Origin of the sequence: Streptomyces sp. NPDC001093 (assembly GCF_040298985.1) — a bacterium.
GTDB lineage: Bacteria > Actinomycetota > Actinomycetes > Streptomycetales > Streptomycetaceae > Streptomyces.
Genome location: NZ_JBEPBF010000009.1, coordinates 89204 through 110535 on the forward strand (window position 1 = coordinate 89204; position 21332 = coordinate 110535).

Consider the following 21332-nt stretch of genomic DNA (forward strand, 5'->3'; position numbering starts at 1 on the left):
GCGTACCTTTCTATACACAACGTGTATACATCGCATGTATACGTGGAGTGTATAGGATCTCGGAAATACGCCCCGGCCGAAGGGACCGGGGCGTGTCGGTCTGTTGTCGATCAAGACGCGGGTACGGCGACGAGGGTTGCCCGTGCGGCGTGGATCACCCTGTGAAGGTTCAGTGCTGCTGGGCCTTCTGCGGCGTCAGCTCGCTCGGACGCACCACGACGAAGCCCTCTCCCTGGAGCATCAGCTGCACCGCTTCGCCGGAACCGCCGCGCAGCATCGAGCCGATGGACTGGGAGCGGTGCAGCGAGGTCCGCAGGTGTGCCGTCCAGCCGACCACCGCATCCGTGTCGACGTACACCGGGGCCTGCGCGGAGACCGGGATGACCAGCGGGTTGCCCTCGCAGGCCAGACCGAGCCGGCCCTGCCCGCTGAACACGCTGTTGAACAGACCGCCCCCTGCGATGCCCGAACCCTTCACCGTCCTGATGTCGTACGACAGCGAGGCGTCGAAGCACAGCACGTTGCGGCCGTTGACCGTGAACTCGTCGCCGGGCTCGACCTCGACGATGAAACAGTTCTGCGCCTCGTGCGCGAACCAGGCCTCACCCTGCCCGCGCACCGCCATGAGGGGCAGCCCCTCACCGGTGACCGCACGCTTCAGCATGCCGCCGACGCCCTGCCCCTTGCGCTCGAACCTGAGGCTGCCGCGATGGGCGATCATCGCGCCCTGGCGGGCGTACATCTCTCCGTTCACCGCGTACTTGATGCACTTGGCGTTCTCGACGGACATGCCCGGCTCGACGGCCGGCTGCACCACGTGCTCACTGGAAAAGAGATCACCCTTCATGCGGGGCATCGTGTCCCGGAGGATGTGATTCCGCCAAGATTACGGAAAGTGCCCGCTCAGCCACCGAACAGCTGGGCCCAGTACGTGCCCGCCCGGCCGCCACCCGCGAAGCCGATGCCGATATGACCGAAATCCCGCTTGAGGATGTTGGCGCGGTGCCCGGGACTGTTCATCCAGCCGTCCACCACCTCGGCGGGGGAGCGCTGGCCGCAGGCGATGTTCTCGCCGATCGTGCGCCCGCGGTACCCCGCCGCGGCGGCCCGGTCCCAGGGGCGGGAGCCGTCCGGCGCGATGTGGTCGTAGAAGTCGCGGGTCACCATGTCCGCGCAGTGCGCCCGGGCGGCGGCCGTGAGCTGTGGGTCCGCCGCCAGCGGGGGCAGGCCGGCCCGGCCGCGCTCGGTGTTGGTGAGCGCGACGACCTCGGCGGCCGTACGCGACAGCGCGTCCGGGGTGAGCGGAGCGGCCCACAGCGCGGTCCAGTACCGGTGGCCGGCGCCGGCATGGGCCAGGGCGGCATGCCGGAAGGCCGGGTCGAGCAGGGTGCGCCGGGAGGACGCCGAACCGAGGAGGTACTCCACGAACTCCGCCGGGCTGCGCGGCCCCGACACGAGATGCTCACCGACGCTGACGTACGCGTACCCCGCAGCGCCGATCCGCTGATACACCGACACACCGTCCCGCCCCTCACTGCCGAGCCGTCCCGCCTCCGCCATCGCCCGGGCATGCGCCCGCGCGGCGGAGAGAAGACGGGGATCGACCGCGACGCACGGCGAACCGGCTTGCGTCCGGGCCGAGTTGACCAGCTGGAGAAAGCCGTCGGCCGCGACGCCGGGTGCCGCCGTGGGCCGGCTGGACGGGGGGTGTGGGTTGGCCGTGGTGGGTCGGCTGGACGGTGAGCCCGGGTCGGTCGGCGGTACGGGAGGCGCCGCTGCGGTGGGCCGGGCGCTGTGGACCGCAGGTGCCGAGCGGGGCGAGGGAGTCGCGGTGCGCCCATGGGGGCGGTGGGGCGCTGTGTGGCCGCCGTCGTCCGTGACCTGTACCCCGAAGTCCCGGGCGAGCCCGGCCAGTCCGTCCGCGTACCCCTGCCCGATCGCCCGCAGCTTCCAGCCGGTGCCCGGCCGCAGATACACCTCGGCGAGCAGCAGCACGGTCTCCGGGCCCGGGCGGGGCGGCACGAACCGGGCCACCGTACGCCCGGAGCCGTCCGTGACCTCGAGCCGGGGACCGGGCAGCCGCCCGAGCGGCGTCCCGGGCTCGGCCGCGCTCACCACGACGGTGACCCGGGTGGCGCCACCGCGCAGCAGGGCCGGCTCGACGGCCAGGGTGTCACCGCGCAGTCGTACGCCCGCCGCCCGAGGCTGGTTGTAGAACACGAAGTCGGCGTCGGACCCGGCCTTGCCGTCCGCCCCGGTGACAAGCGCGGACACGTCGAACGGGCCGGCCACCCGAAGCAGCACCACGCCGCCCGGTAGCGGCACGTTACCGCCAGGCACCAACTCGCTCGTCACATCAAGGACAACGCCCCGCGCTCATCGGATGGTTCCAGCCACGCGGGGGCGCGGAGTCAGCCGCCGCCGCTCAGCTTCCTTCCGCGGAACGCCGCATCCACGCGGCGCCGGGGGCGTTGGTGCGGGACTTCTGTCGCCAGCCGCGACGGGACCGCGAGGAGCGACAGCGCGGCACGAGGGCTGATGCGACCTCGGTCACATTCCGGCCTTGGAACCTGGGGGATTGAGTCGACGTCTCCACAGCCGACACACAGTTGGTCAGCAAGTGATCGCTCTGTGCCGCGCATTTGCAAAGGATTGCCCTAGAAGGTCGTGAAATGGATCATTCCATCTTTACGTGGACATGACCGATCCGTAAGGGTTACGCCTTGGGGCCCGACCAGCCCCCGTGACGCGGAACAGCGTCATGTGTCAAGGCGGTTGGTGACCCCGGCTGCCTCAGAACGAAGGAACCCTGATCCTTGCGTAGACCTCACATACGCAGTGTCGCCGTCGCCATCGCTGTGACGACCGCTGCCACGGGTCTGGCCGGTACGGCTTTCGCGGGTCCCTCCACGGGGGCGGAGCGGACCTCGGCGTCCACCACCACAAACGCCACCGCGGTGGTCGAGGCGGCGCGCACCGCGGCCTTCGCCCACGCCTCGGCGACCGGCGTCTCCCAGGGCGACGAACTGCACGCGCAGGACGTGATGCTCGACCCCGAGGGCGCCCGGCACGTCCGCTTCGCCCGCACGCACGACGGCATGCCCGTGCTCGGCGGCGACCTCATCGTCCACCTCGACCAGACGCTGGCCTACACCGGCGTGACCCGCGCCGCCGGTCACGCCGTCGAGCCGGCCACCACCAAGGCCACTCTGACCGCGGACCAGGCCGCCGCCAAGGCCGCCCAGGCCGCCAAGGGCGACGCGGGCTCCGCCCAGCTGGTCGTCGACGCGCGCGGCGGCTCCTCCGCCCTCGCCTACCAGGTGACCGTCACCGACGAGAACGGCACCAACACCGTCGTCGTCGACGCCGTCACCGGCAAGGTGCGCAGCAACACGCCCGACAGCGACGAGTTCCTGTCGCCGAAGCTGCTGGAGAACCTGAGCAAGCACGGCGAGACGATCGACCCGGCCACCGGAATCGGCACCGCCTCCCCGCAGGCCGGTCTGCTCGGCTCCGGAGTCTCCGGCGCCACGCGCTACCCGTCGGCCGCCAACGGCACCGGCAAGACCCTCTTCGTGGGCAGCGTCGGCCTGACCACCACGCAGACCTCGCGCGGCCACTACCAGCTCAAGGACCCGAGCCGGTACGGCACCGAGACGCGCGACGCCAAGGGCAGCACCACCGAGAAGTTCAGCACGGGCACGGCGTTCACCAACACGACCGACGTGTGGGGCAACGGCACCACCGGCAACCGGGCCAGCGCCGCCGCGGACGCCCAGTACGGGATCACCAAGACCCTGGACTTCTACAAGGCCACCTTCGGGCGCAAGGGCATAGCCAACAACAGCAAGGCCGCCCAGGGCATGGTCCACTGGGGCAACAAGGTCGCCAACGCCTTCTGGGACCCGACCTGCACCTGCATGCTGTACGGCGACGGCGACGGCCAGACGTTCAAGAAGCCGCTCGTCGTCCTCGACGTCACCGGCCACGAGCTGACGCACGGCGTGGTGGACGCGACCGCGAAGCTGCAGCCGACCTACGTCGACTCCAACGGCAACCAGTACGGTGAGCCCGGCGCGCTGAACGAGTCGCTCGCGGACATCTTCGGCTCCAACGTCGAGTTCTACGCCAACAACCCGAAGGACACGCCGGACTACCTGATCGGCGAGAAGCTGGGCCTCGCCCAGAAGTTCCTGCGGCGCCTGGACCACCCGTCGCTCGACAAGCTCGAGGGCACGATCGACTACTGGTCGCCGGACACCTACTACACCGAGGTGCACGCCGGGTCCGGTGTCTCCTCGCACGCCTACTACCTCCTCGCGGAGGGCAGCGGCAAGAAGACGATCAACGGCGTCGCCTACGACTCGCCGACCTACGACCACTCCACGGTCAAGGGCATCGGCCGGGCCAAGGCCACCGCGATCTTCTACCGTGCGCTCACCCGCTACATGGTCTCCACGACCTCCTTCCACGACGCGCGCGTCGCGACGCTGAAGGCGGCCAAGGACCTGTACGGCGCGAACAGCACCGAGTACAAGACGGTGGACAAGGCGTGGGCCGCGGTCAACGTCACCGCCGCCAACACGCCGGCCGCCGGTCACTGACGCGGCCGCCGCACCACCGGATGCCCCGCCTCGCGCGGGGCATCCGCATGTCCGGAGGCGGCCCGGACCGCCTCGACCGCCGCCCGGAACCACGGCCTTGGGCGCCGCCCTCGCGCCTCGGCCCGCCCGACGACGCCCTGGGCGTCACCCACGCCGGCGGCTGGTGCGGGTCCCGGTCCGGCACTCACCGTGCGGCGGCGGGACCGGCCGTGACACCGACCGCGCCGCGACCGCCGGCCCACCGCGCGACCACCCACGGCCGGCGCTCTGCGCCCGCCGGCTTCGTTCCCGGCGACCGCGTGCCATCCGCTCGCCCCCCGGAGGACAGCAGCCGGTCGCCCATCCCGTACCCTCCGGACCGCAGGCCACCGACGTGTGATTCCCCGGTGTCGGCGGGAACCTGACCTGCGTGGGATACGCAGGCACGACCCGGACGGTCCCCATGCGACCCGGCGGGTCCGTCACACCGCGGGACCTCGCCCGATGACCGGCCGGTCCGGACGCGTCCGCCGCGTCGCCGCCGTCCTGCTCACGGCCGTCGTCTGCCAGCCCGCGCCCGCCCGGGCAGCCCCTCCGCCCGCGCCCGCCGAGCGGGCCTCCGGGGTCGTCACCTGGGCGGCGAGCGCCGACCGCATGGGCGAGGGCACCGCCGGAGAGGACTACCGGCTGATCGTCCACACCAGCGTCGGCGGCGACGATCCGCGTGTCCGCCTGAGCAACGCCTTCGGCGAGCGGCCGCTGACCGTGGACAGCGTCTACGCCGGAGTGCGCAGCAAGGGTGCCGCCCTGCGGCCGGGCAGCAACCGGCGGCTGACCTTCGCCGGCGTTCGTACGGTCACCGTCCCGGCGGGCGCCACCGCCTGGAGCGACCCGCTGCCCGGCCGTCTGCACGCCGGCACCGATCTGGTCGTCAGCCTGCACACCCCGGCCGCGGCAGGGCCGGCCACCGGCCACTGGCTGGCGCTGCAGACCTCGTACACCGGGCGGGGCGACCACACCGCCGAGGAGCGCGGCACCGACTGGACGCGGACCACCCGCTCCTGGTGGTATCTCGACGCCGTGTCCGTACGGCCGTCCCAAGCGGCCACCGGAGCCGTGGTCGCGCTCGGCGACTCCCTCACCGACGGCCGGCGCTCCACCATGGACCGGAACCGCCGCTGGCCCGACTACCTGGCCAGGCGCCTGAACACAGCCCACGCGGCCGTCCGGGGCGTCGCCGACGAGGGCATCTCGGGCAACCGGGTGCTCGCCGACGGCCTCGGGCAGAGCGCCCTGCACCGGCTGAACCGGGACGTGCTGTCCCTGCCCGGTGTGCGCACCGTCTTCCTCTTCGAGGGGGTGAACGACCTCAAGGCGCACACCGGCGTCACCGCGAAGAACCTGATCGCCGGCTACCGGAAGATCGCCGAGCGGGTGCACACGGCGGGCAAGTGCGTGGTCGCCGCCACGATCGGCCCCTTCGAGGGCGGGCCGGAGTGGGACCCGGCCACCGAGGCCGTACGCCGCAGGGTGAACCGATTCATCCGCACCAGTGGGGAGTTCGACGCGGTCACCGACTTCGACCGCGCCCTGCGCAGCCCCCACGACTCCGCACGGCTGCGGCCGGTCCTCGACGGCGGCGACCATCTCCACCCCGACGACAGGGGCATGCGGGCGCTGGCCGACGCCGTCGACCTCCGCAGCCTCGACTGCACCCGCTGACCGGGGGTTCCGGCCGGCTCATCCCGCCCCGGTCGGCTCCGGAGCGATCAGCCCCCGGCGGTAGGCGACCGCCACCGCCTCGGTACGGCTCGCCGCGCCCAGCTTGGCCAGGATGTTGGAGACGTGCACGCTCGCCGTCTTGCCGCTGATGAACAGCTCCTCGCCGATCTGCCGGTTGCTGCGGCCCCGCGCGAGGAGCCGCAGTACGTCCTGCTCCCGTGCGGTCAGCGGCGCGGCACCGGCCGTGCCGGTCCCGGTGGCGGCGGTGAGGCGGCCCCGGCGGGTCAGTCCGTCGATCCGCTCCAGCAGTGGTGCCGCACCCAGCGTGGCCGCCGTCGCCCTCGCCGCACGCGTCTGCTCCGCCGCCTCCGCGCGCCGCTCGACGGCCAGCAGCGCCTCGGCGTACCGCACCCGGCAGCGCGCCTGCTCGTACACATCGCCGTACGCGAACGCGGCGACCGCCTTCGCCCAGGCCGCCGGATCCGGGCCGGAGGTGGCCGTCGCCCACTCCGCCTCGGCACGGGCCAGCCAGGCCTGACCCTCCGGGCCCTGCGGACGGCCCTCCTCGTCCCCCGCGGCCGAGGCCCGGGCCTGTTCCACCAGTTCGGTCGCGGTGTCCGCCCAGCGGCGCAGCGCCGGCGCGTCCCCGGCACGTCGCAGTTCCACGGTCCGGTCGGCGACCGCGGTGAGGCAGAGCGCGGCGAGCCGGACGGTGACGTCGGGCCGCCGCCCCGAGACGTCGCCCAGCGCGGCGAGCGTCACCCGCATCCGCTCCACGGCCGCCTCCGGGGCACCGCGCAGCGCGGCCGCGTCGGTGAGGGCGATACCGGCGATCAGTGTGCCCATCCAGTTGAACGGCCCCTCCAGCAGGGCCTCGGCCCGCTCGACGGCCCCGGCGTCGCCCCGTGCCACCGCCACGTACAGCGCGGGACCCGCCGCGAAGGCGCCCGTGGCCGGCAGCACGGCCTCGGCCTCGGCCGCCGCGCCGAGGCACGCGTCCCAGCGGCCGAGCGTGTACAGCGCCAGCAACTGGAGATACCGCATCTCCAGCGGATACGGCGAGGACAGCAGCCCGGTGCGGCGGGCCCGCTCCAGCGCCTCGGCCAGCAGGGGCAGGCAGCCCTCCAGGTCACCGGCCTCCAGACGGCTGATGGCCTGGTTGAACAGCGCGCGCATCTCCACCGGACCGTGCCCGGCGGACCGCGCCAGCTCCCCGGCCCGCCGCAGCTTCTCCTGGCCTTCCGCCGAGCGCCGGCCGCCTCCTTGGAGATTGGCCAGGGAGATCAGCAGATCGGCCTGGGCGTCGGCCATGCCCAGCTCCTCGGCGACGCGCAGGGCGCGCTGGGCGATGCTCAGGGCCGTCTCGTCCGCGCCGAGGTGACGGGCCGCCATGACATGGGTGGCCGCCGCCCACACCCAGGTCCGCGAGGGCGGCTCGGCGGGGATGAGCGCCAGCGCCTCGCTGCTGTACCGGAAGGCCGCCTGCAGCCGGTCCACGTTGAGCAGGTTGCCGGCCAGGGTGTAGCGGATCCGGGCGGCGAGCACGGAGTCGGCGTCCTCGCCGACCTCGGCGAGCGCGGCCCGCGTCAGGGAGACCGCCCGATGGGAGTCCCCGGCCTGCGCGGCCGCGGCGGAGGCCCGCAGGGTCAGCGTGACGGGCGCGATCCCGTCGGCGGACGGCCGCTCCTCGGCCGGCACCGACGCCCACAGGTCCAGCGCCGTCTCCAGATGCCGCAGCTCCTCGGCCGGCGCACCCAGCTGCCGGGCGTGGTCGGCCGCCTCCAGGCAGGCGGTGAGCGCCCCCGGCAGGTCATGGCTCTCGCGCGCGTGGTGGGCGCGCTCGGCGGCGGTCTCCGGGGCGCGGCCACGGGCGGCGAGCAGCCGGGCGTACGCCCCGTGCAGCCGGGACCGCTCGCCGGGCAGCAGGTCGGCGTAGACCGCCTCGCGGGTCAGGGCGTGCCGGAAGGCGTAGGTGTCGCCGTCCCCGGGCACGAGCAGCTGCCGTCCGGCGGCCTCGCGCAGCGCCGTCTCCAGCTCTTCCTCGGGGAGCCCGGTCGCCTCGCGCAGCAGGTCGTGCTCCACCCGGCGCCCGGCCACGGCGGCGGTGCGCAGCACCTGCTGGGCGGTCTCGGTCAGCTGCTCGACCCGGATCAGCAGCAGGTCCGCGAGCCCGCTGGGCACGCCGTCGGCGTCCGCGCCGGCCGCAGCGAACAGCTCCTGCGCGTAGAACGCGTTGCCCTCGGCGCGGGCCACGATGCCGCGTACGACGGCCTCGGGCAGCGGGCCGTCCTCCAGGGCCCGCACGAGCCGCGCGACCTCCGGATCGGGCAGCGGCCGCAGTTCCAGCCGCTCCACGGCCGGCAGCCGGACCAGTTCGGCGAGCAGCGGGCGCAGCGGGTGGCGTCGGTGCAGATCGTCCGCCCGGTAGGAGGCGAGGACCGCGAGGCGCCGCTCGGGGCCGCCGCCCGGCCGGTGCAGCACGCCCCGGCTGAGCAGGAAGCGCAGCAGGTCCCGGGAGGACTGGTCGGCCCAGTGCAGGTCCTCCAGGACCAGCAGCAGCGGTGCCACGGCGGCCAGTTCGGCCAGCAGCCCCGAGACGTCCTCGAACAGCCGCAGCCGCCCGTCGGGGCCGCCCGCCGGATGGGCGCCCGCGCCCAGCAGCCGGTCCACCGCCGGATGCGCGGCCAGCACGGACGAGAAGCGTGCGTCGGCGGCGAGCACGCCGAGGATCTCGGTGAACGGCAGATACGGCAGGCCCACGTCGCCGAGGTCCACACAGTGCCCGGTGACCACGGTGCTCCCCGCCCGCGCCGCCCGCCCCGCGACCTCGTCCAGCAGCCGTGTCTTGCCTACCCCCGCGTCCCCGCCGACCAGCACCGCCCGCGCCGCACCGCCCCGGACACGCTCCAGCACACCCAGGAGCCGGGCCAGTTCCTCGTCCCGCCCGATCAACGGCGGCGCACTGAAGGCGATCTGCGACACGCCCCATCCTGACACGCAGGGCACAGCAGCGCCCCAGTAGGCACTCAACCGCTCGGCACTCAACCCCGAAGCGTCTCCGCCCAGTTCTCCGGTACCCGCCCCGCGGGCCCCGGCACCGGCTGACCGGCCGGATGGCTGTCGGGCGGGGCGAGCCCCGGACCCGAGGTGAACAGCTCCTCCGTGGCGTAGTCCCAGAACCAGTCCTCACCCGGTTCGAAACTCTGGATCACCGGATGCCCCGTGGCGTGGTAATGCGCCGTCGCATGCTTCGCGGGCGAGTCGTCGCAGCAGCCGATGTGCCCGCACTGCGCGCACCGGCGCAGATGGAACCACCAGCCGCCGGCCTCCTCGCACTCCACGCAGCCGGTGCCGCTGGGCGGGACGTTCACGTCGAACCCCTCGACACTTCTCATACGGCTTCCTCCGCTCGCTCGATGGACGTGTCCGGCGTCTCGGCGGTCAACGGCAGAAGCACCTGGAAGCGGGTGTCGCCCGGCACCGACTCCACGCGCAGGCTTCCGTGGTGCTTGTTGACGACGATCCGCCAGGAGATGTCCAGGCCCAGCCCGGTGCCCTCGCCGACCGGTTTGGTGGTGAAGAACGGGTCGAAGATCCGGTCCTTGATCTCGGGCGGCACTCCGGGCCCGGTGTCCTGGAACTCCACTTGGAGCCGCTCGTGGTCGAGCGCGGTCCGCACGGTCAGCGTGCCCGTGCCGCCCGCGCCGTTGATGGCGGACACCGCGTTGTCGATCAGGTTGGTCCACACCTGGTTCAGCTCGGCCGGATAGGCGGGCACCGGCGGGAGGGTGCGGTCGTACTCCTTCACGACCTCGATGCCGGCGCCGATCTTGCCGGAGAGCATCAGCAGGGTGCTGTCGAGGAGTTCGTGCACGTCCACCACGCGGTAGGGCGCCCGGTCCAGCTGCGAGTACTGCTTGGCCGCGTCGACGAGATGCGAGATACGGGTGGTGGAGTCCTCGATCTCGTTCATCAACAGCTCGGTCTCGATCGTGTAGTTGAGCCAGCCGATCGCACCGGCGAGGATCTCCTCGTCCACGGCGGCAGCGACCTGATCCAGCCAGTCGACGTCGAGTCCGGCCTGCACGAAGGTCGGCGCCACCTGCCAGGCCTGACCGATGCCGTGGTCCTCCAGCCAGTCGGTGAGCAGGTCCTCGCGGTCCGCGGCCTCCAGCGGGCTGAGCACCGGGGCCTTGGCGACCCGCTCGGCGGTGCGCTCCTGGATCTCGATCAGGCTCCCCAACGCGTCGCGGGAGAAGGGGCCTTCGGCGATCATGGCGAGCTTGCGCCGCATCTTCGCGACGCGTTCGCGGAGCGTGGCCGTCGCCCGTACGGCCGCCGCCGCGGGGTTGTTCAGCTCGTGCGTGAGCCCCGCCGACAGTGAGCCCAGCGCCAGCAGCCTCTCCTGCTGCCCGATCGCCGCCTGGGCGCGCTTGGACCCGAAGAACAGGCCCTCCAGCAGGTGTACGGCCATCGGGAACCACTCGGTCATGACGTCGGCGAAGATGTCCGCCGGCAGCACGAAGAACCGGGTCGGCTCCGTCACGCGCATCGAGTTGTTGTAGACCTGCTGCACCCGGTCGCCGATGTAGGCCTGCATCGCGCCCGCGTACACCCCGCGCTGCGAGGTGCGGGTGACCTCCACGTCGTCGCCGCCGACCCGGCGGGAGAGCACCACCGTGCCCTCGATCAGCACGAAGAAGCAGGTCGCCGGGTCGCCCTCGGTGTACACCGGCCCCGGCTGGAACAGCTCCACCTTCCCCTCGCTGCACAACCGGCCCAGCTGTTCGGAGCTCAGCTTCTCGAAGAGGAACAGCGAGCCGATCTCCTTGGGGCTGCACGGCATGATCTGCCCGCTCATGACTGCTCCTGATCGTTCATGACTGTTCCAGATACCGGTGGACGAGCATCACGGCCATGGCTCCCTCGCCCACGGCGGACGCGACCCGCTTGGCGGACTCGGCACGCGCGTCACCCGCCACGAACACGCCGGGGACGCTGGTCTCCAGGTGGTACGGCGGACGGTCCAGCTCCCAGCCGGCCGGCGGCCGCCCGTCGGCGGTCAGATCGGGCCCGGCCAGAATGAACCCGCGCTCGTCGCGCAGCACCGCGTCGCCCAGCCAGTCGGTCAGCGGCGCGGCGCCGATGAACACGAACATCCAGTGCGCGTCGACCCGTTCGCTGTCCCCGGTCACCGTGTGACGCAGGGTCAGCTGCTCCAGGTGGTCCGAGCCGTGTGCCGCGTCGACGACCGTGTGCGGGCGCACCGAGATGTTCGGCGCCTCGTTGATCTGCTGGATCAGGTAGTGCGACATCGAGGCCGACAGGTCGGGTCCGCGCACCAGCAGCGTCACCGACTTCGCGCCCCGGGACAGGTACATCGCCGCCTGCCCCGCCGAGTTGGCGCCGCCGACGATGTAGATGTCCTGCCCCTGGCAGGCGGCGGCCTCGGTCAGCGCCGAGCCGTAGAACACCCCGCAGCCGGTCAGATCGACGCAGCCGGCGGCCTCCAGCTGCCGGTACTGCACGCCGGTCGCGAGGATGACGCTGTGCGCGGCGATCGCCGAGCCGTCCGCGAACCGTACGACCCGGGCGGCGCCGTTGACCTCGAGTCCCGTCACCTCACGGGCGGTCAGGATCTCCGCGCCGAACTTCGCCGCCTGCCGCCGCGCCCGGCCGGTGAGCTGGGCGCCGGAGACGCCGTCCGGGAAGCCCAGGTAGTTCTCTATCCGGGAGCTCTGCCCGGCCTGCCCGCCGGTCGCCGACCGCTCCACCAGCACGGTCCTGAGCCCCTCGGAGGCCCCGTACACAGCCGCGCCGAGCCCGGCCGGCCCGCCGCCGATCACGATGAGGTCGTAGAAGTCGGCCGTCGGCGTCGTCGCCAGACCCACCCGCGCCGCCAGCTCGGGCGCCTCCGGCTCGACCAGTGCGCCGCCGTCCGGCGTGATCACCAGCGGCAGCCGCCGCCCGTCCTGCCCGGCGGCCGCCAGCAGCCGCTGCCCCTCGGGCTCCTCCACCGAGTACCAGCGGTACGGCACCTGGTTGCGGGCGAGGAACTCGCGCACGTCCGAGGACCGCGCCGACCAGCGGTGCCCGACGACCTTGGTGCTGGGCACGGGCCGGTAGGCGCTGGTGCGCCAGGCCTGAATCAGGTCGTCGAGCACCGGATAGAGCTTCTCCTCCGGCGGATCCCAGGGCTTGAGCAGATAGTGATCGAGATCGACGACATTGATCGCATCGATGGCGGCGTTGGTGTCCGCGTACGCGGTCAGCAGCACCCGCCGCGCCCCCGGATAGACGTCCAGCGCCTGTTCCAGGAACTCGATGCCGTTCATCTGCGGCATGCGGTAGTCGGCCAGGATCACCGCCACCAGGTCGCCGCGCAGCTTCAGCTCGCGCAGCGCCTCGAGCGCGGACTCCCCGGACTCCGCGCGCACGATCCGGTACGACTCGCCGTAGCGGCGCCGCAGATCGCGGGCGACGGCACGGGAGACCCCCGGGTCGTCGTCCACGGTCAGGATGACGGTCCGCGCTGCGTCGGCGGCCTGTGCCATACGTCTCCCACCCCGAGCGTTGGTTCCACGGGTCGGTGTCGTGGGGACCACCGCACCGGTTCGCAGCCATCGTATGTTCGATCGGCCCGGTTCGCCCTGGCATACGCCGGGCAGCGCGGTCATGCCGTGCTGCTCGCCGTGCCGGCCGGCAAGATCGCCACCACGGTGGACGTCGTCTCGGTCGCCGGACACACGGGCATCCGGAACATCCCCGGGCCGCCGCACACCTCCGTGGCGACCCTCATCCGATCGCGGCGGGCTTCGCGCCCCTCGTGCCCAGCCTGCGCGCCCTCCTACCCCCGGGGAACCGCCCGACGGCTCGTGAAGGAGATCGTCGTGCCGGTGCGCGACGGTGTCCGATAGTGGGCACCAGCACCACGAGAGCGGCGACGAGGAGGCCACGCATGACACGCCCGGTCACGGCAGGGGTGGACGACAGCCGGGAGAGCCTCGCCGCGCTGGACTGGGCGGGCCGGGAGGCCGTACGCCGTGGGCTGGCCCTGCGCGTGGTGCACGCCTGGCGGTACGCCGAGTCGCTCGCCACCGCCGACCGGGACACCCAGCACGGATGGGTGTCGGAGGGCGTGTCCGAGGCCGTGCGTGCCGTCTCCGAGCGGCATCCGGGGCTCGCGGTGAGCGTCGACGTGGTCGAGGGCGAGCCGGTGCACGCGCTGGCCCGTGCCGCGGCGGAGGCGGAGATGCTGGTGCTGGGCTCGCGCGGGCACGGGCCCGTCCTCGGGTTCCTGCTGGGCTCGGTCGGCCGGCAGGTGATCGCGGAGGCGAGCCGGCCGGTGGTCCTGGTGCGCGCCGGGGACCGGCCGGCGGCCGAGGCCGCCGGGCGGGACGTCGTCGCCGGCCAGCACGGCGACCCGGAGGACAGCGCGGCCGTCCTGCGGTTCGCGTTCGAGACGGCGGCGGTCCGCGGCGCTGCCGTCCGGGCCGTACGGGCGTGGACCCTGCCGCCGGTCTTCGCCTACAGCCCCGGCTCGCTCAAGCTCCTCGACGACGCGGGCGGGCTCGAACCCCTCGAGCGGCAGGCGCTCACCGAGGCGCTCAGGCCCTGGCGGGAGCGGTTCCCGGAGGTGCCCGTGGCCGAGCACGTCGAGATGGGCAGCGCGGGTCAGGTGCTGCTGTCGGCGGCCGGCCGGGCCCAGCTGGTGGTCGTCGGGCGCCGGGCGCACCGTACGGCCGTCGGCGCCCGGATCGGCTCGGTCGCGCACGGGATGCTGCACCACGCCGAGTGCCCGGTCGCCGTGGTCCCGCACGAGTGAGCTACTCGGCCTCGGCCGGCTCCAGGGTGGCCCGCGCCCCGGGCAGGACGTTCTCGATGTAGTCCTTGACGGCCGTGTCGAGGCCTATGTCGTGCTGGGCGCGCTCGGACAGGTACCAGCGGTGTTCCAGGAGTTCGTGGTAGATCTCGGCCGGGTCCATGGCACCGCGCAGCTGAGGCGGTACGGCCCGCACGGTGGGCCGGAACACGTCCCGCACCCACCGGTGGGCCAGGACCTCCGGGCGGGCGGCGAGGGGATCGCCGGGGGCGTGGTCGTCCTGGGTGGCCATCCAGCTCTCCAGGTCGTTCAGCAGCCGCCGGGCCTGGTTCTCCTCGGCGTCCAGGCCGGTCAGCCGCAGCAGCTGGCGCTGGTGATGGCCGGCGTCGACCACCTTCGGCACGAAGGTGACCGTGTCGCCGTTCGAGGAGTGCTCGATCTGCATCTCGGCCACGTCGAAACCGAGCTCGTTCAGACGGCGGATCCGGCGTTCGATGTAGTGGTACTTGCCCGCCGGGTACACCGAGGTGCGGGTCAGCTCCCGCCACAGGCCCTGGTACCGGGTGCAGATCTCGTGCCCGAACTCCACCGGGTCGACGGACGGGTGCAGCGCACCGGACGCCTCCAGGTCCAGCAGCTCGCCGCTGATGTTCACCCGGGCCAGGTCCAGGTCGTACTCCCGCTGCCCGGGGCTCAGCCGCGGGTGCAGGTCGCCGGTCTCGGCGTCGACCAGATAGGCGGCGTAGGCGCCCGCGTCCCGCCGGAAGAGGGTGTTGGACAGCGAGCAGTCGCCCCAGGCGAACCCGGCCAGGTGGAGCCGGACCAGCAGCACGGCGAGGGCGTCCATCAGACGGTGCATGGTCGCCGGGCGCATGGTCGTCTCGAACATCGAGCGGTACGGCATCGAGCCGCGCAGATGCCGGGTGACCAGGACCGGCTCCAGCGGGGCGCCCGAGCCGTCGGTCCGGCCGGTGATCACCGCGAGCGGGTCGACGGCGGGGATGCCGAGCCGGTCGAGGTCGCGCAGCAGCCCGTACTCGCGCAGCGCGGGCCGCTCGGCCAGCTCCTTCACGGCGATCACCTCGTCGCCGGCCTGCGCGTACCGCACGACGTGCCGGGAGATGCCCCTCGGCAGCGGCACGAGGTACTCCCCGGGCCACTCCTCCAGGGGCACGTCCCAGGGCAGGGCGAGCAGGAGCGCGGGATGCTCCGGGTTCGTGGCGCTGATCTGCAAGGCCATGGCACGAACCCTAAGGCCCGGACCGGCTGTTCTAGGAGGCCCGGTCCCGGGCCTGCTCGGCCGCCGCGCGCACCGAGCCACGGTGCACCGGCCCGTGCCCCGGCAGCAGGGTGTCGCCGTCGAGCGCGCCGATCGTCTCGAGGGAGGCCAGGACACCGGCGCGCTCGTGGTGGAAGAAGTCGAGCAGTATCTGCGGGCCCTTGACCCGCGAGGTCGCGTGCCCGGTGGCCAGGGTGTCGCCGGAGATGACGATGCCCGCCTCGGGAAGGTGGTAGACGCAGTGGCCGTCGGTGTGGCCCGGGGTGTGCACGGGCACCGGGCGGCCGGGCAGGTCCAGCGGGCCCTCGCCGGGGAACGGCTCGGGAGCGGTGACGGGGTTGTGCTCGGTGCCGCCCAGGCGGATCACATGGACCGCCCAGGGCACGACGCCCGGCCGCCAGGCGTTGCGCACCACGTCGCCGATGGAGGCCTGGTGCAGGAACTCCCGGCGCGCGTGCGGCACTTCGGCCGGGTGCAGGTACACCGGGGTGCCGTGGGTCGCGCGCAGGTACTCGGCCGAGCCCAGGTGGTCGTTGTGCGCGTGGGTGATCAGGACGGCGGCGACCGCCTCGGGTGAACTGCCCACTTCCGCCAGGGACGCCAGGACTTGCTCACGGTCTCCCGGATAGCCGGTGTCCACCAGGGTGACGGCGTCCCCGTCCTGCAGGATCACCCAGTTGACGTGGCTGCCGTGCACCAGATAGGTGCCGTCGGCGACTTGGTGTACCTCTGCCCGCATGATCTCCCCGAGCCCTGTGCGGCTGACCGTCGGGGACAGCCAACCAGATGCGGCGGCGCCCCGCACCGTCGGGTCGCGTCAGTGCACGCCGTGCGGACGGAACTGGATGCTGATGCGCGGCCCCGCGGCCCTGGCCGACTTCGGCACGCAGTGTTCCCAGGTCCGCTGGCAGGAGCCGCCCATCACGATCAGGTCGCCGTGCCCGAGCGGCCGCCGCAGCGTCGTGCCGCCTCCGCCCGCCGGGCGCAGCAGCAGGTCCCGGGGCGCGCCGACGGACAGGATCGCGACCATCGTGTCCTCCCGCGCACCCCGCCCGATCCGGTCCCCGTGCCAGGCGACGCTGTCCCGGCCGTCGCGGTAGAAGCACAGCCCGGCGGTGGTGAACGGCTCGCCCAGTTCCCCGGCGTAGTGTCGGGACAGGGCGTCGCGCGCCTCGTCCAGCACCGGATGGGGGAGCGGGTCGTGCGCCGTGTAGAAGGCCAGCAGGCGCGGCACGGCCACCACGCTGTCGTACATCTTGCGGCGCTCCGCCCGCCACGGCACGTCCGCCGCCAGCTTCTCGAACAGGGCGTCGGCGCCGCTCAGCCAGCCCGGCAGCACGTCGATCCAGGCGCCGGCGCCCAGCGCGGTCCGGCGCAGCCCTTCGAGCGGGCCGAGCCGCAGCTCGTCGGTCTGGTCGAACAGGGAGCCCTGGAGGTGCGTGGACATGGGTCCAGCGTACCCCTTAATCGAAAATGTGTTCCCTTGATTCCGCTCTGACTCCGGGCTTTCGATACACCGCTGTATCCGATACATTCCCGTATCGAACGGGAGGTGGCTGCCCATGGAGGAGACGGCCAGGCGCGTCACCCGGCGCCGGGTCCGCACCCGGGCCCGGCTGCTTCAGGCCGCGTTCGAGGTCTTCGCGGCCAAAGGGTTCGGACGGGTCTCCATCGAGGAGGTCTGCGAGGCCGCGGGCTTCAGCCGCGGCGCCTTCTACTCGAACTTCGCCACGCTGGACGAGCTGTTCTTCGCGCTCTACCAGGAGCGCGCCGACCTCATCGCCTCCCAGGTGACCGAGGCGCTCGCCCAGGACGGCCCCGGACTCGACGTGCCGACGGCCGTGGACCGGGTCACCGAGGTGCTCCTGCTCGACGTGGACTGGCTGCTGGTCAAGACCGACTTCCTGGTCCACGCCGCCCGTGACACGGAGACCGCCCGGGCCCTCCTCGACCACCGCACCCGGCTCCGCGAGGCGATCGCCGACCGGCTGTTCCGGGCCCGCGGCCACACCGAGCTGCCCGCCGTGCTCGGTGACGTGGCCGGTGCCGCGCACGCCGTGGTCGCCGCGTACGACGGCGTCACCGTCCAGCTGCTGCTGGACAAGGACGTCGACGCCGCCCGGGTCTGGCTGGGGCAGCTGCTCACCGCCCTGCTCACGGACGGCGGCCGCACCCCGCACCACCCCGGCGCGACCACCCCCGCATGACCCCGCACGCCGCCCCGCACCAGCCCGTACGACCCCCGCATGAGGATCCCCAGGGAAGGACACAGTCACGATGGACGCGGACGTCATCGTCGTCGGAGCGGGCCTCGCCGGCCTGGTCGCGGCGCACGAGCTCACCAGCCGGGGCCGCCGGGTGGCCCTGGTCGACCAGGAGAACGCCGCCAACCTCGGCGGACAGGCGTTCTGGTCCTTCGGCGGGCTCTTCCTCGTGGACTCGCCCGAGCAGCGCCGCCTCGGCATCAAGGACTCCTTCGGCCTCGCCTGGAGCGACTGGCAGGGCAGCGCGCGGTTCGACCGGCTCGACGACGAGGACTCCTGGGCGGTGCGCTGGGCCCGCGCCTACGTCGAGTTCGCGGCCGGCGAGAAGCGGTCCTGGCTCAAGGGGCACGGCATCGAGCTGCTGCCGACCGTGGGCTGGGCCGAGCGCGGCGACCTCAGGGCGGGCGGCCACGGCAACTCGGTACCCCGCTTCCACATCGCCTGGGGCACCGGCACCGGCGTGGTCGAGCCCTTCGTCCGCCACGCCCGCCAGGCCGCCCGGGACGGACTGCTGACCTTCCACCACCGCCACCAGGTGGACGAGCTGGTCATCGAGGACGGCACGGCACGCGGGGTACGCGGCACCGTCCTCGCCGAGGACCACTCGCCGCGCGGTGTCGCCTCCAGCCGCGACCGGGTCGGCGACTTCGAACTCACCGCCCAGGCGGTCGTCGTCACCTCCGGCGGCATCGGCGCCGACCACGACATCGTCCGCCGCTACTGGCCCGCACGGCTCGGCACCCCGCCGGCCGAGATGGTCACCGGCGTCCCCGCCTACGTCGACGGCCGGATGCTCGACATCAGCGCCGAGGCCGGCGTCCGGCTGGTCAACCGCGACCGCATGTGGCACTACACCGAGGGCCTGCAGAACTGGGACCCGATCTGGCCCGGCCACGGCATCCGCATCCTGCCCGGCCCGTCCTCCATCTGGCTGGACGCCCTCGGCCGCCGCCTGCCCGACCCCTGCCTGCCGGGCTACGACACCCTCAGCACCCTCGAGTACCTGCGCACCACCGAGGACATCGCCGGGTACGACCACTCCTGGTTCATCCTCACCCGGAAGATCATCGAGAAGGAGTTCGCGCTCTCCGGCTCCGAGCAGAACCCCGACATCACCGCCAAGGACCGCAGGGCCGTACTGCGCGACCGGCTGCTCGGCAAGGGCGCGCCCGCACCGGTCAAGGCCTTCCTCGACAAGGGCGCGGACTTCGTGACCGCGGGCAACCTGGAACAGCTGGTCGGCAAGATGAACGCGCTGACCGGCAAACCGCTGCTGGACGCGGCCGAGGTGCGCCGCCAGATCGAGGCCCGCGACCTGCAGATGGCCAACCCCTACAGCAAGGACTCCCAGGTCCAGGGCATCCACAACGCCCGCCGCTACATCGGGGACCGCCTCGGCCGGGTCGCCTCCCCGCACCGCATCCTCGACCCCGCCGCGGGCCCCCTCATCGGCGTCCGGCTGCACGTTCTCACCCGCAAGACCCTCGGCGGCATCCAGACCGACCTCGACTCCCGCGCCCTCGCCGCCGACGGCACGCCGATCGACGGGCTGTACGCGGCGGGCGAGGTGGCCGGCTTCGGCGGCGGCGGTGTGCACGGCTACAACGCGCTGGAGGGCACCTTCCTCGGCGGCTGCCTGTTCTCCGGGCGGGCCGCGGGCCGGCACGCGGCCCGGCACACGGGCTGACCTCAGCCCCTCAGCAGCTCCAGCAGGACCTGCGCGTGGCTCCGCTCCGGCGTCTTCGACGCGGTCAGCAGGGTCACGCGCTTCCCGCGGGCCGCCGTACGCAGGCCGTCGAGGAGGCCGGCGGCCTCCGGAGCGTCGAGCTCCGCCTCGTAGCGGCTCCTGAACTCCTCGTAGGAGCCGCCCCCGTGATACCACGTGCGCAGCTCGGTGGACGGCGTGAGCCCCTTGGGCCACTCGTCCACGCGGGCCACGTCCTTGGCGAGGCCACGCGGCCACAGCCTGTCGACCAGCACGCGCAGGCCGTCGTCGGGCTCGGGCGGGTCGTAGATCCGGCGCACGCGCACGCTCACGGTCCTCACTCCTCACGGGACGGCGGACGGTGCCGCGAGCCTAACCCGGCGACGACCGGTGCGCCGGGGGGATACTTGGCCAGAATGGGAGGGAGACGGGACCACCGGCGCCCCTAGTCTGTCGGCCAGCCGATCACCAGCCACCTCCCGAGGAGTGCCCGTGACGCCACTTGGCAGACAGCCCGCCCGGCGCCGAACCGCCGTGCTGCGCCGCGGGGCGGCCCTCGCCACCGTCCCCGCCGTCCTCGCGGCGCTCCTCGGCGCCACCGGACCGACGACGGCGGGCCCGGCCGGCGGATCCGGCGCGGGCGACCCCTACTTCCCGCTCAGCGGCAACGGCGGCTACCACGTCCGGCACTACGGCCTGACGCTCCGTTACGACACCTCCAGCCGGCACCTCGACGGCCGCGCCGTCCTCTCCGCCCGGGCCACCCAGAACCTGGGCCGCTTCGACCTCGACCTGGACGGCCTGAGGGTCACCGGGGTCACCGTCGACGGCACGCCCGCCGCCTTCCGGCGCGTCGGCCAGGAACTCGTCGTCACCCCGCGCCGCACCCTGCGCGCGGGCCGGGACTTCCGGGTCACCGTCGCCTATGACGGCACCCCGAAGCCGGTCACCGACCCCGACGGCAGCACGGACGGCTGGATCCCCACCGACGACGGCGCCTTCGTCGCCGGCGAGCCACAGGGCGCGATGACCTGGTTCCCGGCCAACAGCCACCCCAAGGACAAGTCGTCGTACGACATCACCGTCACCGTCCCCCAGGGGCGGACGGCCGTCGCGGGCGGCGTGCTGCTCGGACAGCGCACCGAGCACGGCCGTACGACCTTCCGCTGGCGCGAGACCGAGCCGACGGCCGCCTACCTGGCCACCGTCACCATCGGAGCGTTCAAGGTCGAGCAGTACACCACCCCCGACGGCATCCACGTCTACAACGCCGTCGACCCGCGTGAGGCGAGCGCGGCCGCACCGGTGCTGAAGAAGCTGCCGTCCGTGGTCGCCTGGGAGAGCAAGCTGTTCGGGCCGTACCCGTTCCGCTCCGCCGGGTCGATCGTCGACCACGCCCCGGGCGTCGGCTACGCCCTGGAGACCCAGACCCGGCCGCTCTACGACTCCGCGCCCGACCTCAGCACCCTGGTCCACGAGAGCGCCCACCAGTGGTTCGGCGACTCCGTCTCCCTGACCGCCTGGAAGGACATCTGGCTCAACGAGGGCTTCGCCACCTACGCCGAGTGGCTGTACGCCGAGCAGCACGGCGGCGACAGCGCCCAGAAGACCTTCGACGCCCTCTACGCCCGCCCGGCGAGCGACCACCTGTGGGCCTTCCCGCCCGGCGACCCGGGCAGCGGGAAGAACATCTTCGACGCGCCCGTCTACGCCCGCGGCGCCATGACCCTGCACGAACTGCGCAAGGCCGTCGGCGACCGGGACTTCTTCAGGATCCTGCGCGCCTGGACGGCCGGGCACCGCGGCGGCCACGGGACGACGGCACAGTTCACGGCGCTGGCCGAGCGGATCTCGGGGAAGCGGCTGGACGGGCTGTTCCACACCTGGCTGTTCACGAAAGGCAAGCCGAACAGCGCCTGAATCCTGACCGGTTCCCAACAAGTGTCGGCCAGGGTCG

The 21332-nt window shown here is 73.0% G+C and carries 16 protein-coding genes; 6 read left to right on the forward strand and 10 right to left on the reverse strand.

Features of this window, described 5'->3' with window-relative positions:
* Positions 1-169: 169 nt before the first annotated feature.
* Positions 170-847, reverse strand: a complete 678-nt coding sequence (locus ABT288_RS07370) for an AIM24 family protein (protein WP_351603714.1) — start codon at positions 845-847, stop codon at positions 170-172.
* A 56-nt stretch (positions 848-903) separates the two neighbouring features.
* Positions 904-2343, reverse strand: coding sequence for a CAP domain-containing protein (locus ABT288_RS07375; protein WP_351603782.1), 1440 nt, complete (start codon positions 2341-2343; stop codon positions 904-906).
* Positions 2344-2816: 473 nt separating this feature from the next.
* Between ABT288_RS07375 and ABT288_RS07380 the strand changes: the two genes are divergently transcribed.
* Both ABT288_RS07380 and ABT288_RS07385 read left to right on the forward strand, forming a co-directional pair.
* Positions 2817-4604: a M4 family metallopeptidase gene (locus ABT288_RS07380; RefSeq protein WP_351603716.1), complete on the forward strand. Its 1788-nt coding sequence runs from the start codon at positions 2817-2819 to the stop codon at positions 4602-4604.
* Positions 4605-5087: 483 nt separating this feature from the next.
* On the forward strand, positions 5088-6305 hold the full coding sequence (locus ABT288_RS07385; protein ID WP_351603718.1) for an SGNH/GDSL hydrolase family protein: 1218 nt from the start codon (positions 5088-5090) through the stop codon (positions 6303-6305).
* 18 nt (positions 6306-6323) lie between these two features.
* Here the strand turns inward: ABT288_RS07385 and ABT288_RS07390 are convergent, their stop codons facing one another.
* Genes ABT288_RS07390 through ABT288_RS07405 form a run of 4 tightly spaced genes read right to left on the reverse strand, consistent with a single transcriptional unit; the run spans position 6324 to position 12859 of the window.
* Positions 6324-9287, reverse strand: coding sequence for a helix-turn-helix transcriptional regulator (locus tag ABT288_RS07390; protein ID WP_351603720.1), 2964 nt, complete (start codon positions 9285-9287; stop codon positions 6324-6326).
* Between the two features lie 59 nt (positions 9288-9346).
* Positions 9347-9700, reverse strand: a complete 354-nt coding sequence (locus tag ABT288_RS07395; RefSeq protein ID WP_351603722.1) for a UBP-type zinc finger domain-containing protein — start codon at positions 9698-9700, stop codon at positions 9347-9349.
* Positions 9697-11166 (reverse strand): ATP-binding protein, encoded by a 1470-nt coding sequence (locus ABT288_RS07400; RefSeq protein WP_351603724.1) that lies wholly within the window; start codon positions 11164-11166, stop codon positions 9697-9699. The genes ABT288_RS07395 and ABT288_RS07400 overlap by 4 nt, the downstream gene beginning before the upstream one ends.
* 16 nt (positions 11167-11182) lie before the next feature.
* The gene (locus tag ABT288_RS07405) at positions 11183-12859 is read right to left on the reverse strand and encodes an NAD(P)/FAD-dependent oxidoreductase (protein ID WP_351603726.1); all 1677 of its coding nucleotides are present in this window, start codon (positions 12857-12859) and stop codon (positions 11183-11185) included.
* Positions 12860-13263: 404 nt separating this feature from the next.
* Between ABT288_RS07405 and ABT288_RS07410 the strand changes: the two genes are divergently transcribed.
* On the forward strand, positions 13264-14130 hold the full coding sequence (locus ABT288_RS07410; RefSeq protein ID WP_351603728.1) for a universal stress protein: 867 nt from the start codon (positions 13264-13266) through the stop codon (positions 14128-14130).
* Between the two features lies 1 nt (position 14131).
* Here the strand turns inward: ABT288_RS07410 and ABT288_RS07415 are convergent, their stop codons facing one another.
* From ABT288_RS07415 to ABT288_RS07425, 3 genes are all read right to left on the reverse strand, one after another.
* Positions 14132-15367, reverse strand: a complete 1236-nt coding sequence (locus ABT288_RS07415) for a DUF4032 domain-containing protein (RefSeq protein WP_351603730.1) — start codon at positions 15365-15367, stop codon at positions 14132-14134.
* A 31-nt stretch (positions 15368-15398) separates the two neighbouring features.
* Positions 15399-16145, reverse strand: a complete 747-nt coding sequence (locus ABT288_RS07420) for an MBL fold metallo-hydrolase (RefSeq protein WP_351603732.1) — start codon at positions 16143-16145, stop codon at positions 15399-15401.
* A gap of 78 nt (positions 16146-16223) precedes the next feature.
* Complete coding sequence (locus tag ABT288_RS07425; protein WP_351603734.1) at positions 16224-16853, reverse strand: alpha-ketoglutarate-dependent dioxygenase AlkB; 630 nt, start codon at positions 16851-16853, stop codon at positions 16224-16226.
* A 115-nt stretch (positions 16854-16968) separates the two neighbouring features.
* Between ABT288_RS07425 and ABT288_RS07430 the strand changes: the two genes are divergently transcribed.
* Both ABT288_RS07430 and ABT288_RS07435 read left to right on the forward strand, forming a co-directional pair.
* Positions 16969-17613, forward strand: coding sequence for a TetR/AcrR family transcriptional regulator (locus tag ABT288_RS07430; protein ID WP_351603736.1), 645 nt, complete (start codon positions 16969-16971; stop codon positions 17611-17613).
* A gap of 70 nt (positions 17614-17683) precedes the next feature.
* Positions 17684-19357, forward strand: a complete 1674-nt coding sequence (locus tag ABT288_RS07435) for an FAD-binding dehydrogenase (protein WP_351603738.1) — start codon at positions 17684-17686, stop codon at positions 19355-19357.
* A 2-nt stretch (positions 19358-19359) separates the two neighbouring features.
* On the opposite strand, the gene ABT288_RS07440 is transcribed toward ABT288_RS07435, so the two are convergent.
* Positions 19360-19707, reverse strand: a complete 348-nt coding sequence (locus ABT288_RS07440) for a DUF488 domain-containing protein (protein ID WP_351603740.1) — start codon at positions 19705-19707, stop codon at positions 19360-19362.
* Positions 19708-19867: 160 nt separating this feature from the next.
* On the opposite strand from ABT288_RS07440, the gene ABT288_RS07445 reads away from it, so the two are divergent.
* Complete coding sequence (locus tag ABT288_RS07445) at positions 19868-21295, forward strand: M1 family metallopeptidase (RefSeq protein ID WP_502972732.1); 1428 nt, start codon at positions 19868-19870, stop codon at positions 21293-21295.
* Positions 21296-21332 lie beyond the last annotated feature (37 nt).